At 64.7% G+C, this 16361-nt stretch carries 20 protein-coding genes; 10 read left to right on the forward strand and 10 right to left on the reverse strand.

Translation table 11 applies throughout. The features are described 5' to 3' along the window. Positions 1-2: 2 nt before the first annotated feature. The 4 genes from RFN30_RS24690 to purC form a co-directional block, all read right to left on the reverse strand. A complete protein-coding gene (locus RFN30_RS24690) occupies positions 3-413 on the reverse strand; it encodes a hypothetical protein (RefSeq protein ID WP_320264685.1) in 411 nt (136 codons plus the stop codon). A gap of 43 nt (positions 414-456) precedes the next feature. Continuing rightward, on the reverse strand, positions 457-1125 hold the full coding sequence (gene purQ / locus RFN30_RS24695; protein ID WP_320264686.1) for a phosphoribosylformylglycinamidine synthase subunit PurQ: 669 nt from the start codon (positions 1123-1125) through the stop codon (positions 457-459). A gap of 2 nt (positions 1126-1127) precedes the next feature. Continuing rightward, the gene (gene purS / locus RFN30_RS24700; RefSeq protein ID WP_320264687.1) at positions 1128-1367 is read right to left on the reverse strand and encodes a phosphoribosylformylglycinamidine synthase subunit PurS; all 240 of its coding nucleotides are present in this window, start codon (positions 1365-1367) and stop codon (positions 1128-1130) included. Positions 1368-1428: 61 nt separating this feature from the next. After that, positions 1429-2223: a phosphoribosylaminoimidazolesuccinocarboxamide synthase gene (gene purC / locus RFN30_RS24705; RefSeq protein WP_059185109.1), complete on the reverse strand. Its 795-nt coding sequence runs from the start codon at positions 2221-2223 to the stop codon at positions 1429-1431. 274 nt (positions 2224-2497) lie between these two features. Between purC and RFN30_RS24710 the strand changes: the two genes are divergently transcribed. Together RFN30_RS24710 and RFN30_RS24715 are read left to right on the forward strand one after the other, a co-directional pair. Next, complete coding sequence (locus tag RFN30_RS24710) at positions 2498-2818, forward strand: DUF1476 domain-containing protein (protein ID WP_124997634.1); 321 nt, start codon at positions 2498-2500, stop codon at positions 2816-2818. A gap of 156 nt (positions 2819-2974) precedes the next feature. Continuing rightward, positions 2975-3748, forward strand: a complete 774-nt coding sequence (locus RFN30_RS24715) for an HpcH/HpaI aldolase family protein (protein ID WP_320264688.1) — start codon at positions 2975-2977, stop codon at positions 3746-3748. Positions 3749-3758: 10 nt separating this feature from the next. Here the strand turns inward: RFN30_RS24715 and RFN30_RS24720 are convergent, their stop codons facing one another. Further along, positions 3759-4316: an RBBP9/YdeN family alpha/beta hydrolase gene (locus tag RFN30_RS24720; protein WP_320264689.1), complete on the reverse strand. Its 558-nt coding sequence runs from the start codon at positions 4314-4316 to the stop codon at positions 3759-3761. 199 nt (positions 4317-4515) lie between these two features. Here RFN30_RS24720 and RFN30_RS24725 point away from each other — a divergent pair, with 199 nt between their 5' ends. Beyond that, the gene (locus RFN30_RS24725) at positions 4516-5328 is read left to right on the forward strand and encodes a VOC family protein (protein ID WP_320264690.1); all 813 of its coding nucleotides are present in this window, start codon (positions 4516-4518) and stop codon (positions 5326-5328) included. 194 nt (positions 5329-5522) lie between these two features. Here the strand turns inward: RFN30_RS24725 and purB are convergent, their stop codons facing one another. The 3 genes from purB to RFN30_RS24740 form a co-directional block, all read right to left on the reverse strand. Further along, the gene (gene purB, locus RFN30_RS24730) at positions 5523-6830 is read right to left on the reverse strand and encodes an adenylosuccinate lyase (RefSeq protein ID WP_320264691.1); all 1308 of its coding nucleotides are present in this window, start codon (positions 6828-6830) and stop codon (positions 5523-5525) included. Between the two features lie 60 nt (positions 6831-6890). Then, positions 6891-7313, reverse strand: a complete 423-nt coding sequence (locus RFN30_RS24735; protein WP_320264692.1) for a hypothetical protein — start codon at positions 7311-7313, stop codon at positions 6891-6893. Positions 7314-7409: 96 nt separating this feature from the next. Next, positions 7410-8135, reverse strand: coding sequence for a DUF2259 domain-containing protein (locus RFN30_RS24740; RefSeq protein ID WP_320264693.1), 726 nt, complete (start codon positions 8133-8135; stop codon positions 7410-7412). Positions 8136-8268: 133 nt separating this feature from the next. On the opposite strand from RFN30_RS24740, the gene RFN30_RS24745 reads away from it, so the two are divergent. Next, complete coding sequence (locus tag RFN30_RS24745) at positions 8269-8523, forward strand: DUF2171 domain-containing protein (protein WP_320264694.1); 255 nt, start codon at positions 8269-8271, stop codon at positions 8521-8523. A 9-nt stretch (positions 8524-8532) separates the two neighbouring features. On the opposite strand, the gene RFN30_RS24750 is transcribed toward RFN30_RS24745, so the two are convergent. Beyond that, on the reverse strand, positions 8533-9549 hold the full coding sequence (locus tag RFN30_RS24750; RefSeq protein ID WP_320264695.1) for a P1 family peptidase: 1017 nt from the start codon (positions 9547-9549) through the stop codon (positions 8533-8535). Next, positions 9549-10613: a branched-chain amino acid ABC transporter substrate-binding protein gene (locus RFN30_RS24755; RefSeq protein ID WP_320264696.1), complete on the reverse strand. Its 1065-nt coding sequence runs from the start codon at positions 10611-10613 to the stop codon at positions 9549-9551. Before RFN30_RS24755 ends, RFN30_RS24750 begins: the two co-directional genes overlap by 1 nt. A 192-nt stretch (positions 10614-10805) precedes the next feature. Here RFN30_RS24755 and RFN30_RS24760 point away from each other — a divergent pair, with 192 nt between their 5' ends. The 6 genes from RFN30_RS24760 (at position 10806) to RFN30_RS24785 (ending at position 16234) form a co-directional block, all read left to right on the forward strand. Beyond that, positions 10806-11300 carry a flavin reductase gene (locus RFN30_RS24760; RefSeq protein ID WP_320264697.1) on the forward strand — a complete coding sequence of 165 codons (495 nt, stop codon included), beginning with the start codon at positions 10806-10808 and terminating at the stop codon, positions 11298-11300. 29 nt (positions 11301-11329) lie between these two features. Continuing rightward, complete coding sequence (locus RFN30_RS24765; protein WP_320264698.1) at positions 11330-12253, forward strand: AAA family ATPase; 924 nt, start codon at positions 11330-11332, stop codon at positions 12251-12253. Positions 12254-12258: 5 nt separating this feature from the next. Next, entirely contained in the window at positions 12259-13509 is a 1251-nt protein-coding gene (locus tag RFN30_RS24770; RefSeq protein ID WP_320264699.1) for a vWA domain-containing protein, read from the forward strand. A 68-nt stretch (positions 13510-13577) separates the two neighbouring features. Beyond that, positions 13578-13916, forward strand: a complete 339-nt coding sequence (locus RFN30_RS24775) for an XdhC family protein (RefSeq protein ID WP_320264700.1) — start codon at positions 13578-13580, stop codon at positions 13914-13916. A gap of 6 nt (positions 13917-13922) precedes the next feature. Continuing rightward, positions 13923-14627, forward strand: a complete 705-nt coding sequence (locus RFN30_RS24780; RefSeq protein ID WP_320264701.1) for an XdhC family protein — start codon at positions 13923-13925, stop codon at positions 14625-14627. Further along, the gene (locus tag RFN30_RS24785; protein ID WP_320264702.1) at positions 14624-16234 is read left to right on the forward strand and encodes an NTP transferase domain-containing protein; all 1611 of its coding nucleotides are present in this window, start codon (positions 14624-14626) and stop codon (positions 16232-16234) included. The genes RFN30_RS24780 and RFN30_RS24785 overlap by 4 nt, the downstream gene beginning before the upstream one ends. Positions 16235-16361 lie beyond the last annotated feature (127 nt).

The following is a 16361-nucleotide window of genomic DNA, read 5'->3' on the forward strand; positions in this document are numbered from 1 at the left end:
GCTCACGCGGCAGTGGCGCAGGACGGATTGCCGGCCTGCCAGCGGGCGATGTCGGCGCTGATGCGCGCGCCGAGCGGCTCGGCCATCAGCGGTCCGAATACGTCCACCTTGCTGGAATTGCCCTGCGCCTGCACGACCAGCAGCGGCTTACCGCCATAATGCTTGGCCGGCACCAAAAGGAAGCGCGGGGTGCCGCTGTAGGAGTTGAGCTCGTTAGCCATCTGGTAGGCCTTGAAGGCCGGATCCTTGCTGGCGATCCAGCATTTATGCGCGGCGATCGCCACCTGCTCCATGGCAAGCAACGATGCGCTCTTGCCCGAGGGCACCGGCGCGGTCTTCGAGCCGGACTGGCAAGAGGCGAGCGCCAGGCCGGCGACGGCCAGGAGAGTAAGCCGAGCAATCGTCAGTCTCATGGTCAGGCCGCCCCCGCGCGCTGAAGGATTTGTCTGAAAAGGATCAGGCGGCGATGCCGAGCGCGCCTTCGAACAGCGCCCGGCCGTCGCTGCCGCCGTGTGCCGCCTCGATCAGGTTCTCCGGGTGCGGCATCAGGCCGAGCACATTGCCCTTCGCGCTGACGATGCCGGCGATGTCGTTGATCGAGCCGTTGGGATTGGTGCCCTCGGCATAGCGGAACACCACTTGGCCTTCGCCTTCGAGGCGCGCGAGCGTCCCGGCGTCGGCGAAATAGTTGCCGTCGTGATGCGCCACAGGCGAGCGGATGATCTGTCCGGGCTGATAGCGACGGGTGAACATGGTGTTGGCGTTGGCGATCTCGAGCTTGACCTGCCGGCAGACGAACTTCAGCGAGGAATTGCGCATCAGCGCGCCCGGCAGCAGCCCCGCCTCGACCAGGATCTGGAAGCCATTGCAGACGCCGACGACCATGACCCCCTTGGCCGCCTTTTCGGCCACCGCCCGCATCACCGGCATGCGCGCGGCGATCGCGCCACAGCGCAGATAGTCGCCGAAGGAAAAGCCGCCGGGAATGGCGATCAGGTCGACATCGGGGATTTCGGTATCGGTCTGCCAGACGGTCGCCGGCGCCTGACCGGAAATCTTAGTCAACGCCGCGATCATGTCGCGGTCGCGGTTGAGGCCAGGCAGGAGGACGACGGCTGATTTCATTGTCAGGCGATCTCCACCGCGTAGTTCTCAATCACCGTGTTCGCCAGAAGCTTGTCGCACATGGCTTTGAGGTCGGCTTCGGCCTTGGCCTTGTCGGTGCCGGTGAGCTCGATGTCGAACACCTTGCCCTGGCGCACTTGGCCGATGCCGTCGAAGCCCAGCCCCGAGAGCGCATGCTCGATCGCCTTGCCCTGCGGGTCGAGAACGCCGTTCTTGAGGGTGACGGTGACGCGGGCTTTCATCGGTACTCCTGAGTGATCGGGTATGCAGGCGGCGAACCTGCCGTTGCCGGCAGGCCGCTAATCAGTGCTTCGTGCCCTTCGACGGCTCGGAGGAGGCGACGAGCACCGGACCCGTCGGGCGCGGCGGTTCGTTCTCGTTCATGATGCCGAGACGGCGGGCGACTTCCTGGTAGGCCTCTACCAGGCCGCCCATGTCGCGGCGGAAACGGTCCTTGTCGAGCTTGTCTTGGGTCGCGACATCCCACAGCCGGCAGGAATCGGGCGAGATCTCGTCGGCGACGACGATGCGCATCATGTCGCCCTCGAACAGACGGCCACATTCGATCTTGAAGTCGACGAGCTGGATGCCGACGCCGAGGAAGAGGCCGGAGAGGAAGTCGTTGACGCGGATGGCCAAGGCCATGATGTCGTCGATCTCCTGCGGGCTTGCCCAGCCGAAAGCGGTGATGTGTTCTTCCGACACCATCGGATCGTCGAGCGCATCGGCCTTGTAATAGAACTCGATGATCGAGCGCGGCAGCACGGTGCCTTCCTCTATGCCGAGGCGCTTCGCCAGCGAGCCCGCGGCGACGTTGCGCACCACCACCTCGAGCGGGATGATCTCGACTTCCTTGATCAACTGCTCGCGCATGTTGAGCCGGCGGATGAAATGGGTCGGGATGCCCATACGGTTGAGGTGGTTGAAGATGTGCTCGGAAATACGGTTGTTGAGCACGCCTTTTCCGTCGACCACCTCGTGTTTCTTCTTGTTGAAGGCGGTGGCGTCATCCTTGAAGAACTGGATCAGCGTTCCAGGCTCAGGCCCTTCATAGAGGATCTTGGCCTTGCCTTCGTAAATGCGGCGGCGATTTTTCATCTGATTTTTTCTCTGGATTGGCGGGCAGGCGGCTACGACCAGTTCCTGTCCGTCCGCCTAAATTAGTTGTGGCGACGGTGGCGTTCAATGCCGGTGTCTATAGCAATCGTAATGTTTGCTCAATCGGCAAATCCTGCCGATCAACCGGTTTCAGGACCGAAATGCCGCAGTGCAGCATGCGATCAAGCATATTGACCGGCCCGCGGCCTTTTGGTTTGTGCTGGGTAAGCACACATATTCATCGCCAGCGAATCGATTTGACCGGAGGGACGTGATGAGCAGCATGAAAGACCGCGAAGAGGGCTTCGAGCGCAAATTCGTCTTCGACGAGGAGCTCCGCTTCAAGGCCTCGGCGCGCCGCAACAGGGCGCTCGGACTGTGGGCCGCCGAAAAGCTGGGCAAGACAGGCGCCGATGCCGAGGCCTATGCCAAAGAGGTGGTTGTCTCCGACATCGAGGAAGCCGGCGACCACGATGTCTTCCGCAAGATCCGTAAGGATTTCGACGCGGCAGGCGTCAACCAGTCGGACCATCAGATCCGCCGCACCATGGACGAACTGATGGCGCAGGCGATCGAGCAGATCAAGAACAGCTGAGCATTTATGAGCATGATGTCGTCCGAAAACCGCTTCACACTTTTCGGCATCATGCTCTAACTGGACCAATCGACCGCCCGGCTCAGCCGGGCGGCTTTTCTTTGCCTTGCCGCCGTTTCCGGCCGAAACTGCCGATCGTTAACAAGGAAAATTCTGATGTCCCTGAAATCCCGCCTGGCTGCCGACGAAACGCTGTTCACCGCCTGGTCGGGCGTACCGGACGCGCTGACGGTCGAAATCATCGCTAAACAGGGTTTTGATGCCGTCACCCTCGACATGCAGCATGGCGGCCACCATGAGGACAGCGTGCTGCGCGGCCTGGTGCCGGTGCTGGCCGCCAACAAGCCGGCGCTGGTGCGCATTCCGGTCGGCCGCTTCGATATGGCGAGCCGGGCGCTCGATTTCGGCGCCGAGGCGGTGATCGCGCCAATGGTGAATTCGGTGGCGGATGCACGGCAGTTTGCCGCCGCGATGAAATATCCGCCGATGGGCGAGCGTTCTTGGGGCCCGACCTACGCTTTTCCGCGCCACGGCAAGGGCGACCATGCCGACTGGCTGCGCGACTCGAACCAGCGCACCATGGCCTTCGCGATGGTCGAGACGCGGGCGGCGTTCGAGGCGCTGGACGGCATCCTCGAGACGCCTGGCATCGACGGTATCTTCGTCGGCCCGTCGGATTTCTCGATCGCCTGGTCGAACGGCGCCACCGTCAATTCGACGCTGGAAAGCATGATGGAGACGGTGGCCTCAATCGCCGAGCGGACGCGCAAGGCCGGCAAGCACGCCGCGATCTATGTCATCGAGCCCGCCGTTGCGGGCCGCGTCGTGTCGATGGGCTACCGGCTGCTCGCCATGGGCTCGGACCACACGCTGATTTCGCTGGGCGCCAAGACGCTTTTGAAGAGCATGCGGGACTCGATCGGTTCCTGAGCCGAAGACCTTACGGCTGCTTCAGCTCCGTCAGGAACTTGGCGAAGGTCATCGAGCCTTCCGGCCAGGGGCCGAACCCGGCATCGGTATTGAGATGGCCTGCCTCGCCGGCGTCGATGAACAGCGATCCCCAGGCGGCGGCGATGTCCTCGGCAACTTCGAAGGCGCAGAAGGGATCGTTGCGGCTGGCGATCACGATCGATGGAAAGGGCAGGGGTTCGCGCGAATAGGGGCCGAAGGTCATCAGATGCCTCGGCCTGATCTCCGGATTGGCGACGTCGGGCGGCGCCACGAAAAAGGCGCCCGCGATCGGCTTCTGGAATTGCGGGATGGCCTGCACCGCCGCCGCCACGCCAAGCGAATGCGCAACGATCACCACCGGCCGTTCGGCCTCGTTGACGGCTTTCGCGACGCTTGCCGTCCAGTCCTCGCGCACGGGCTTCGACCATTCGGCCTGCTCGACCCGACGCGCTGTCGACAGCTTCGACTCCCAGCGGGTCTGCCAGTGCTCGGGGCCGGAATTGGTATAGCCCGGTATGATGAGAATATCTGCGTCCTTGACTTTCATGGCGCCGATGTAGCGAGCGGCCTTGTGTCATGCAACCATGCCGGTGGGACGCGGCACATCACGATTGTGAACAACCTGTTCGATTCTTTCCGTCTTGTGTGAACGATCTCGATCGGCGATCTGAGGGGCGAAGCAGGAATATCTAATGGAAGCAGGCGCGGATACTCCTGGTATAAACGGCGCCCGAACGGAGAGTTTGATGAGCGAACTGCCTTTTGCCGCGACCACCCCGGTCAGCGTCTCGCGCGTCGGGTTGAAGGCGCGCGACGCCGAAAACCTTGCCGCTTATTACCGCGCCGTCGTCGGCCTGCAGGAACTGAGCCGCGCCGACGGTACGATCACGCTCGGCGCGGCGAACCGCCCGCTGCTGGTGCTGGAGCCGGACGCATCCGCAAAGCCTGACGATCCGCACAGCGCCGGCTTGTTCCACACCGCCTTCTTGCTGCCGTCGCGCGCCGATCTCGGCCGCTGGATCAACCATGCCGCCGCCAACCGTATCGGCATTGAGGGCGCGTCGGATCATCTGGTAAGCGAGGCGCTTTATCTTACTGACCCCGAGGGCAACGGCATCGAGATCTATGCCGACCGCCGCCCGCAGGACTGGAAATGGAACGGCGACAAGATTGCGATGGCGACCGAGCGGCTGAACCTGCCTGCGGTCGTCGGCAGCGTGCCGGCCGGCGACGCCGGTTGGCAGGGCGCGCCGGAAAACACCATTGTTGGCCATGTGCATCTGCGCGTCGGCCGCCCCGAAGACGCCGAAGCCTGGTGGCATGACGAGTTCGGCTTCGACACGGTCGCCAAATATGGCAGCCAGGCGGTGTTCCTGTCCTCCGGCCACTACCACCACCATATCGGCGCCAACGCCTGGCACAGCGCCGGCGCCGGCCGACGCGATCCAGCCCGTTCGGGCCTCGCCTGGGTCGAGATGCGCTCTGACAATGTGGCCAGCGAAATCACCCGCGAGGATCCGTGGGGCACGGTGATCAGGACCGTGCCTGGGAAGGCTTGACTGGACGTTGGCGACAGCTTCTTTCTCCCCGTTTACGGGGAGAAATGCCCGGCAGGGCAATGAGGGGCGGCGCCGAGTTTGCGAAATTGTCGTTTCTGACACATGGCGTATGGGTGATGTCATCGCCGAAGTCAGCGCTGCCCCTCATCCGTCCTTCGGGCACCTTCTCCCCGTAAACGGGGAGAAGGAAAGGCTTAGGCCTTTCCAAAAACCCGCTTGAAGATCGTGTCGACATGCTTGGTGTGGTAGCCGAGGTCGAATTTCTCGCGGATCTCGGCCTCGGGGAGCGCCGCGGTCACTTCCTTGTCGGCAAGCAGTTCCTCAAGGAAATCAGCGCCTTGCTCCCATACTTTCATGGCGTTGCGCTGCACCAGGCGGTAGGCGTCCTCGCGTGATACGCCGGCTTGCGTCAGCGCCAGAAGCACGCGCTGCGAATGTACAAGGCCGCGGAACTTGTTGAGGTTCTTCTCCATGTTCTCAGGGTAAACGAGCAGCTTGTCGACGACGCCGGTGAGCCGCGCCAGCGCGAAATCCAGCGTCACCGTTGCGTCGGGGCCGATCATGCGCTCGACCGAGGAGTGCGAAATGTCGCGCTCGTGCCACAGCGCCACGTCCTCCATGGCCGGCATGGCGTAGGAGCGCACCATGCGGGCAAGGCCGGTGAGGTTCTCGGTCAGCACCGGGTTGCGCTTGTGCGGCATCGCCGACGAGCCCTTTTGTCCGGGCGAGAAGTACTCTTCCGCCTCCAGCACCTCGGTGCGCTGCAGATGGCGGATCTCGATGGCCAGGCGCTCGACCGAGGAGGCGATCACGCCGAGCGTGGCGAAGAACATCGCATGGCGGTCGCGCGGGATGACCTGCGTCGACACCGGCTCAGGCCTCAATCCGAGCGCCTTGGCGACATGTTCCTCGACATAGGGATCGATGTTGGCGAAGGTGCCGACCGCGCCCGAGATGGCACAGGTGGCGATGTCTTCGCGCGCGTGCGCCAGCCGTTCGCGGCAGCGCGAGAACTCGGCATAGGCCTGCGCCAGCTTGACGCCGAAGGTGGTCGGCTCGGCATGGATGCCGTGGCTGCGGCCGATGGTGATGCTGTCCTTGTGCTCGAAGGCGCGGCGCTTCAGGGCCGCGAGCAGGGCGTCGATGTCGGCAAGCAGGATGTCGCTGGCACGCGTCAATTGCACCGCAAGGCAGGTGTCGAGAACGTCCGACGAGGTCATGCCCTGGTGAATGAAGCGGGCGTCCGGTCCAACGAACTCGGCGAGATGGGTGAGGAAGGCAATCACGTCGTGCTTGGTGACGCGCTCGATCTCATCGATCTTGTCGACGTCGAATTTCGCCGCGCCGCCCTTTTCCCAAATGGTTTTCGCGGCTTCTTTCGGAATGACGCCGAGTTCGGCCAGCGCGTCGCAGGCATGCGCCTCGATCTCGAACCAGATGCGGAAACGGGTTTCCGGCGACCAGATGGCGACCATTTCCGGCCGGGAATAGCGAGGGATCATCTGTTTCCAAATCCTGCAGGAGAAGCTTCGGCCGCGTCCTAACAGAGGCTGGCCCAATGCTCAACGCCGCTGGCGCGCAAACCAGATACTGGCGGCGATAAGTGCCGCGAAGCCGAGCGGAAAATAGAGCCGGATGCCCAGGACGACGAACTGGCAGAGCGCGGTGAGGATCGTGAAGACGAATTCAAGCGCCCAGGTCAGCGTCAAGGCCGGCGCATGCCACTCGGCGTAGTAGGAACGATATTGCAGAGCAAACAGCCCGGCGGTGAAGGCGAGTGTGGCGCCGAGCAGGCATACGAAAGCGGCGGCGAGCGCGGTTTCCCAGTGTCGACCGCGCGATAGGAGCCTGGCCAGCGTCAGGCCGACCGGAAAGGCAAGCGCGCCGCCAAGCGCATAGAGCAGCGCGACGAAGGGGATCCTGCCCGGCGTCTCCCAATAATAGAGATTAATAGAGATTGAGGAAAGCGCTGGCCGCCATCGCAAAGCTCCACATCGACGTGCCCAGAACCGACGTGCGCATTGCCGGCAGAGCCTCGCGCAGGCTCAGGCGACGGCGCAGTGAAAGTTGCTCGCGCGGTATCACAGGCGGCCGGTCACGGCGATCCAACGAAAATCCGGCCCTTCGAAGCCGTATTGGCGCACCGCGATCAGCACCGCATAGGCGCTGAGACCTTGCATCGAGAAGGTCTGCACCGCGCCGATACGGTAGCCGTTCGGGCAGCCTCGACTTTTAGGGATGGATTTGTCCTCATGCAAAAGCTCGGTCTTGCCGCCGTCCTTGGCCTCGATGCGCAGAAGGCGGAAACCGTTGATCTCGCCCTGGCTCTGGCAACCCTCGGTGTCGTTCACGGCGACTTCGTCGAGACGGAACTCGAGCAGATCGTCGACCGGGGAAAAGATGGGCCGTGGGTTGACCGCCATGCGATAGGGATCGGCCGAGAGTTCGGTCACCGCGTTGAAGCCGGCGGTGATGCCGCGATTGGCGGCGAGCTCGGCCTGGCTGACGATCGCCTCGCCCTTCTGGCGGGACTGGAGGCGCGCCGCTTCGATCGTCGCGGCCTCGTCGTCGAGGCGGACCCTGACGGGCGTGCCTTCGAGGAATGTGTCGGTGGCGGTGTCGATGTAGTAGCGATTGGCATAGGGAAATCCCGAGCCGTCCTGGACGCCGTACTCCTCGAAAGCGAAGATGCCGCCATCCTTGCTGAAGCCGAGGATCTCCAGTTCGGCGACGTCGCCGGCATACGCCGCAGCTGTGCTCGCTAGCTGCGTGAGCAGCCATACTCCGATCAGGACAGGAATTCGCATTGGCTGGTTACTCCGGCTGACAGGGCAGGGCTTTCCCGTATCACGTCATGGTGAACAGGTCGTGCCATGCGGCGCCAATGCATCCAATTCGGCTTTCGTTTGTTATTGTCGGCCGTCCCAATGGAGAACCACCATGACCGACATCAGCAAGATACGCGAGCATATGGAAGTGATCGGCGCCGATGGCGTCCATATCGGCACCGTCGACAAGGTCGACGGTCAGCGCATCAAGCTGACCAAGGCCGATAGCGGCATGGGCAGGCACAGGGGCCATCACCATTACATTCCGCTCAGCCTGGTCGCGGAGATCGACGAGAAAAAAGTCTGGCTGTCGGCGAATTCGGATGTCGCGGTGACCTTCGAGGAAGAGAAGTCCGACCCGACCTGAACCGGCAACTCAGCGCGATGACCAAACCGGAAACAGATCGCCGTCAGCGGGCGTCGCGGCATAGACGCCGCGGCTGATGGCGCGCGCCATCGTAGCACCCGCTGCAGCATAGAGGTCGATCGCCGCGTCGGCGCTGAGCTCGATGCCGCTCCTGCCGGTCGCCAGCGCAAAGACGAGATCGCCGTCCGCCGGCGTGTGCGTCGGCCAGATGGCGCGGGCGAAGCCGTCATGCGCCGAAATCGCCAGCCGCTTGGCGGCGGCCTTGGTCAGAACCGCGTCCGTGGCGATAACGGCAATGGTGGTGCTGCCGCCCGCGGCCTGTGTTCCGGCATGCCGGTCGCGATACTTGAGGAGTATTTTTCTGGCGTCTTCCGGCATTGGGTCGGGATAGCCCAGGCCACCGAATTCATCGCCGATTTCGAAGGGAGCGGCCCAGAAGTGGCGGCTGCGCCCGACCGTCACCGAGCCGGTCGGATTGACGGCGACGAGCGCGCCGATGGTGACGCCGCTGTCGAGCACCGTCGAGGCCGAGCCGAGCCCACCCTTCAGGCCGGAGGTCAGTGCGCCGGTGCCGGCTCCGACCGTGCCGATCGGGAAATCGGCCGTCGCAGTCTGCACCGCCTCGTAGCCCAACTCGCGATAGGGCGGGTAAAGCCCCCAGTCCTTGTCGCCGCCATTGCGCAGGTCGAACAGGATCGCCGCCGGCACGATCGGCACGCGGAAGCCACCCACCTCGACACCAATGTTTTTCTCGCGCAGCGCCGCCTGCACGCCGGAAGCCGCATCGAGGCCAAAGGCCGAGCCGCCCGACAGCACGACGGCATGGATCGCGGCGATCGAGTTTTGCGGCTCGAGCAGGTCGGTCTCACGCGTGCCCGGCGCACCGCCCAGGACCTGGACGCCAGCCACCGCCGGCTCCTCGCACAGCACCACGGTGACGCCGGATTTCAGCTTGGTGTCGGCGGCATTGCCGACACTCAAGCCCGCGACGTCGGTGATCAGGTTACGAGGCCCGGTGCGGAACATCAGTTTTCCTCCAGCGGCACGAAATGCGTGCCGTCGAAACGGAAGGCGCGGAACGGATTCCGGCTAAGATCGCCTTTTTCGTCGAAACGGATCGGGCCGAGAGCGGTTGCGAAGTCATGTCCGGTCAGAGCCTCCGCGAGCGGCTTGCCGGAGCTTTCGGCGTCCGCCGTTGCCGCCTTGGCAACCTCGACCGCCGCATAGGCCGGCAAGGTGTAGCCGTCGGTCACGATGTTCCTTTCGCTGAACGCCTGCACGACCTTGGGATCGGCGACTTCCGCCCATTCCGGCAGCGCGATCATCAGCGTGCCGACCGCATAGGGCACGTCACCGGGCGGCGTGCGCAACGTCTCGCCGCCGGCGAAGGTGATGCCGGCGTTGAGCTGCGCGGCGTCGCGACCCATGACGGCGACGTCGTCGCCGTCGCCGCCGGCAAACACTTTTGTGGCGCCGGCCTTCTTCAGCCGCCCGATCAATCCGATCTGGTTGTCGAGCTGCGGCCGGAAGGTGTCGACGAAGACCGGTTTCAGCGCCGCCTGCTCCGCGGCCGCACGAAAAGTTTCGGCGATCTCGCGGCCATATATGGTGCCGTCATCGACAACGGCGAACAATTCGTTCTGCCAGAGCCGGGTGAGGATCGTGGCCACCGCATTGCGCTCGTCGTCGCCGCGCGGGCCGAGCCGGAAGACCGACCAGCCGGTCTTGGCGCGCCGGTCGGTCAGGCTTTCGGTGCGGACGCCGACCGTAATGACTGGAATGCTGGCATCCTTCAGGATCGGCAGCGCTGCCTCGATCGCCTCTGTGCAGAGAAAACCAACGACGATGTTGACCTTGGCGTCCACGAACTGCCTGGCGGCCGCCGCACCGCCGTCGGCTGTGCAGGCATCGTCAACCGTTTTGACCGCGACACCTTGGGCCTCCGCGGCCAGCCCGGTTCCGGCCTCGATCTGCTGGCCGAGGATCGCCGACGGCCCGGACAGCGGTGCGGCGACGCCAACCAGCGTCTCGGCATGGGCGCTCGCGGCCAGCGAGAACAGCGCGGCTAATGTCGTCGTGAGATGGCGCATTCGGGCGAAGAGGTTCCCCATGCCGGAGTTACAGTCCGGCACTATTCCAGCAAAGACCTAAAGGCTGGCTAATCCCGGCGCAACACGCGAATTTCAGGACTGTGGTCAAGCACTTCGCCCGTGCCAGGCAACTTGTGGCATGCAATATGTAGCCATATATAACGGGCTGGTTTCTGACAGGTGAATCATCAGGTGCTGAAGATCAACGATATCGGGCCGCAACACTATCGCGATGCGATGGCGCATTTTGCCGGCCATGTGCATGTGGTGACCACCGACGGCCCAGCGGGCAAAAGGGGTGCCACGGTGATCGCCGCTTGCTCGGTCTCGGATACGCCGCCTACTGTCCTCGTCTGCCTCAATCGCGAAAATCCGAAGAACGAAGCCTTCATCAGGAACGGCAGCTTTGCGCTGAACACGCTCGCTTCGGACCAGGAGGCGCTTTCGGTCGGCTTTTCCGGGATCACCGGCCTGCCGTCCGATGAGCGCTTCGCGCTCGGCGAATGGGACGTGATCTCCACCGGCGCGCCGACGCTGAAGGGCGCGCTCGCCGTCTTCGATTGTCAGATCATCGATACTAAGGATTTGGCCACCCACCGTGTGCTTTTTGGCAAGGTGACAGGCCTGCGCATCGGCGATAATTTGCGGCCGCTGATCTATCACAACCGCGATTACCACGTTCTGTGAAACGGGTTCGCGGGATCCACGGAGACACAATGACCGCGCCGCGGCCCGCGCCGAAGTCGATCGACGAGACGCTCGATCTCCTGACCCGTGCGGACTATGTCGCGGATCGCTCGCTGGCGACGGTGCTGTTTTTGTCGCTGCGCATGAAGCGACCGCTGTTCCTCGAAGGCGAGGCGGGTGTCGGCAAGACCGAGATCGCCAAGGTGCTCGCCGGCGCGCTCGGCCGCCGGCTGATCCGCCTGCAGTGTTACGAAGGGCTCGACGTCTCCTCCGCCGTCTACGAGTGGAACTATGCCGCGCAGATGATCGAGATCCGCATGGAGGAGGCGGCCGGCAAGGTCGTGCGCTCCGACATGGAGCGCAACGTCTTTTCCGAAAAATACCTGATCCGCCGCCCGGTGCTCGATGCGCTGACCGGCAAGGCAGGGGCGGCGCCGGTGTTCCTCATCGACGAGCTCGACCGTACCGACGAGGCCTTCGAGGCCTTCCTGCTGGAGATCCTGTCGGACTTCCAGGTGACGGTTCCGGAACTTGGCACGATCACGGCCGAGGAGCCGCCGATCGTCATCATCACCACCAACCGCACGCGCGAGATCCACGACGCGCTGAAGCGGCGCTGCCTCTATCACTGGGTCGATTATCCTAACGCCGAGCGCGAGCTGGAGATCGTGCGCCGCAAGGTGCCGCAGGCGAACAGCCGGCTCTCGGCCGAGGTGGTCTCCTTCATCCAGAAGCTGCGCCAGGTCGAGCTGTTCAAGGCGCCGGGCGTCGCCGAGACCATCGACTGGGCCGGCGCGCTCACCGAGCTCGACAAGGTGGCGCTCGACCCGGAGACGGTGTCCGACACGATCGGCGTGCTTCTGAAATACCAGGACGACATTGCCCGCATCGGCGAGGGCGAAGGCCGGCGCATCCTCAATGCGGTGAAGGCCGAGCTTTCGGCCGCGGAGTAGGCGCCATGCCATCGCCAAGCCCGGACCCCAAAGAGGCGACGGCGGAAGGGCGCATCGCCGACAACATCGTCTATTTCGCGCGCACGCTGCGGAAGGCCGGCATGCGTGTCGGTCCGGCTTCGGTTAAGGACGCCATCGAGGCGGTGCTCGCGGCCGGCATCGGCTCGCGCGACGATTTCTACTGGACGCTGCATGCGGTGCTGGTCTCGCGGCACGAGGATCATCCCGTCTTCGACGAAGCCTTCCGCCTGTTCTGGAAATCGCGCGAGCTGATCGAGAAGCTGCTGGCGATGTTTTCGCCGGTCGCGCCGGACGATCGTGAAAAGCACAAGCCGCGGGCGGCCGAGAACCGCGTCAGCCAGGCGATGTTCGAGGGCCATCAGAAGAACCAGCCGGCGCGGGAAGTGCCCGAGATCGAGGTCGATGCACGCTTCACCTTCTCCGGCAACGAGGTGCTGCGCGGCAGGGATTTCGCGCAGATGGATGCGGCCGAACTGGCCGAGGCAAAAAAGGCGATCGCGGCCTTGCGGCTGCCCTTCGATCTGGTGCGCACGCGGCGCTTCAAGCCGGATGCGCAAGGGCGACGCATCGATCCGCGCGCCATGATGCGGTCGGCGTCGCGCACCGGCGGCGCGCTGATCCTCCCGAAATTCCGCTCTGCCCGGGAAGTGCATCCGCCGCTGGTGGTGCTTGCCGACGTTTCCGGCTCGATGAGCCAGTACACCCGCATCTTCCTCCACTTCCTGCACGCGCTGACGGAAAAGCGCCGGCGCGTGCACGCCTTCGTCTTCGGCACGAGGCTGACGAACCTGACCCGGCAGATGCGCCATCGCGACCCCGATGAGGCGCTGGCCGAATGCTCGACAGCCGTGAAGGACTGGTCCGGCGGCACCCGCATTGGCGACGCGCTCGCCGAATTCAACCGGCTGTGGTCGCGCCGCGTGCTCGGGCAGGGCGCCGTGGTACTCTTGATCACCGACGGGCTGGAGCGCGACGACGTCACCGGCCTGTCGGAGGAGATGGAGCGGCTGCACAAGTCCTGCCGGCGGCTGATCTGGCTCAATCCGCTTCTGCGCTTCGATGGCTTCGAGGCGCGCGCCCGCGGCGTTAAGGCGATGCTGCCGCATGTCGACGAATTCCGCGCGGTGCACAATCTCGATGCGCTGGCCGATCTTTGCGCCTCGCTCGACCAGCGGCCGGCGGCTGCGGTCGACCTGCGCCGCTGGCTGCAAACTGGCGGGAGACGCGCCGCGTAGCCATATGTTTCGCAGCCATATATTCCTCCGGGATGTCCCGGGAAAAACAGACTTTGTGAGAAGCGACGATGGACGAGAGCATTTATCTCGATGAGGCCCGCGATCCCCTGATCATCGCGGAAGGCTGGATGAAGGACGGCAAGGATGTCGCCATCGCGACCGTGGTCGAGACCTGGGGTTCGGCGCCGCGCCCGGTCGGCAGCCATCTGGTCATCGACGCCGAAGGGAATTTCCATGGCTCGGTCTCCGGCGGCTGTGTCGAGGGCGCGGTAGTGACCGAGGCGATCGAGGTCATCGGCTCGGGCAAGGCCAGGATGCTGGAATTCGGCGTCGCCGACGAAACCGCCTGGCAGGTCGGTCTGTCCTGCGGCGGCCGCATCAAGGTCTATGTCGAGCGGTTAGGTTGACTGCGGATGGATCCATATGTTCTCAAAACATTGAATGAGGCGCGCCGCGCTCGCCGCGCCGTGGTGCTGGTCACCGATCTCGGCGACGGTCGCGACCGCATCGTGCGCGAGGGCGACCATGTTGCGGGCGATCTCGGGGAAGCGATTGCCAGTGCGTTCCGCACCGGCAATTCGAGGTCGGTGGAGGCGGAAGGGCGGACCTTCTTCCTCAATGCGCATCTGCCGCGCCCGCGCCTGGTGGTGATCGGCGCGGTCCACATCAGCCAGGCGCTGGCGCCGATGGCGAGGATCGCCGGTTATCCGGTCGAGATCATCGACCCCCGCACGGCTTTTGCCACGCCGGAGCGCTTTCCGGATGTGGCGCTGCATGCCGAATGGCCGGAAGACGTGTTGGAGCGCGAGCCGCTCGACAGTTATACGGCACTTGCCGCCGTCACCCACGATCCGAAGATCGACGACTTCGCGCTGAAGGCGGCGCTCGATGCCAGGTGCTTCTATGTCGGGGCACTCGGCAGCCGGAAGACCCATGCCAAGCGGGTCGAACGCTTGCTGGCGCTGGGCGCGAGCGCCGACCAGATCGCCCGCATCCATGCGCCGATCGGTCTCGACATCGGCGCGGCGAGCCCGGCCGAGATCGCCGTCGCGGTGCTCGCGCAAACCATCCACGCCTTCCGCTCGCGCGGCCTGGAAGCAAAAGGCGCCGCGGCGTGAAGTTCGGTCCGGTTCCGATCGAAAAGGCCGAAGGCGCGGTGCTGGCGCATGCGACCACCGCCGGCGAGCGGCGGTTCCGCAAGGCGCATCGGCTAAGCGGCGAGGACGTTGCGTCACTGAAGGCGGCTGGTTTCAGCGAAGTCGTCGTGGCCGTTCTGGCTCCCGATGACCTCGGCGAGGATGCCGCGGCCGAAAAGATCGCGTCGAGCATGGCCCATCGCAACGTCGAGACGAAGCCTGCAGCAACCGGACGGGTCAACCTGCATGCCGAAACCGCGGGCGTCTTCACCGTCGACGCCAAGATGATCGACGCCATCAATGCCGTCGATCCAGCGATCACCATCGCCACGCTGGCGCAGCACGCGCCGGTCGAGAAGGGCCAGATGGTGGCGACGGTCAAGATCATCCCGTTTGCCGTCGCAACAAGCCTGGTCGATGCGGTGACCAAAATCTGCGCCGGCGGCGAGATCTTTGCCGTCAACGCCTATCGCCCGGTCAAAGTCGGCATCATCCAGACGACGCTGCCCGGCGTGGGGCAGAGCGTGCTGGACAAGACGCTGCGTGTGACCGAGGCGCGGCTGGCGCGCTCCGGCGGCCGGCTGACGGCGGAGCGGCGCTCGCCGCATGAGATCGCGCCCGTCGCGGAAGCCGCGGCCGCGCTGGCGCGCGACAACGATATGGTGGTGATCTTCGGCGCCTCGGCGCTGGCCGACTTCGCCGATGTCATCCCTGCAGCGATCGAGAAGGCGGGCGGCACCGTCATCCGTGCCGGCATGCCGGTCGATCCCGGCAATCTCCTGGTGCTCGGAACGCTCAACGGCAAGCGCGTCATCGGCGCGCCAGGCTGTGCCCGCAGCCCGAAGGAAAATGGTTTCGACTGGGTGCTGGACCGGCTGATCGCCGGGCTCGACGTGACGGCGGGCGACATTGCCGGCATGGGCGTCGGGGGTCTGCTGATGGAAATCCCCTCCAGGCCGCAGCCGCGCGAGCCGCTACCGGCGAGAGCCGAGTCCAAAGTCGACATCGTGCTTCTCGCCGCCGGCCGTTCCAGTCGGATGGGCGGGCCGAACAAGCTGCTGGCGCTGTTCGAGGGCAAGCCGCTGGTGCGCCGAACCGCCGAGCGGGCGCTGGGGTCGAAAGCCGCCCGCACCATCGTGGTCACCGGACACCAGCGCGAGCGCGTCCGCTCCGCGCTCTCCGGCCTCGATGTGAGGCTCGCCGACAATCCGGACTTTGCTGACGGTCTCGCCTCGTCCCTGAAGGCGGGCATCGCGCGGGTCGCGCCCGACGCGGCCGGCGCCATGATCGTGCTCGGCGACATGCCTGGCGTTTCCTCGAAAGATCTCGATAGCCTGATCGATGCGTTCCGACGGTCGAGCGGCCGCGCCGTGGTGCGTGCCGCGCATCAGGGAAAACGCGGCAACCCGGTGCTGCTTCCGCGATCCTTGTTTGCCGCCGTGGCGCATCTCCAGGGCGACACCGGCGCTCGCCATCTGGTCGAGGCTGAAGGGCTCGACGTTATCGACGTCGAGATCGGAGAGGGCGCCTCAATCGACGTCGACACGCGCGAGGCGCTGGAAGGGGCGGGCGGCGTCCTGCAGGATTGACAAAGCAGAGCTGGAAAACGCATGGCTGAGGAATGGCCTTCCGCTCCCTTCCGCCCACGTCTGCGCTTCTACCCCCCTCTGGCCTGCCGGCCATCTTCCCCTCAAGTGGGGAGATCGGACGTCACCT

The sequence above is a fragment of the Mesorhizobium dulcispinae genome, from assembly GCF_033977345.1.
In the GTDB taxonomy this organism is placed as follows: Bacteria; Pseudomonadota; Alphaproteobacteria; order Rhizobiales; family Rhizobiaceae; genus Mesorhizobium; species Mesorhizobium dulcispinae.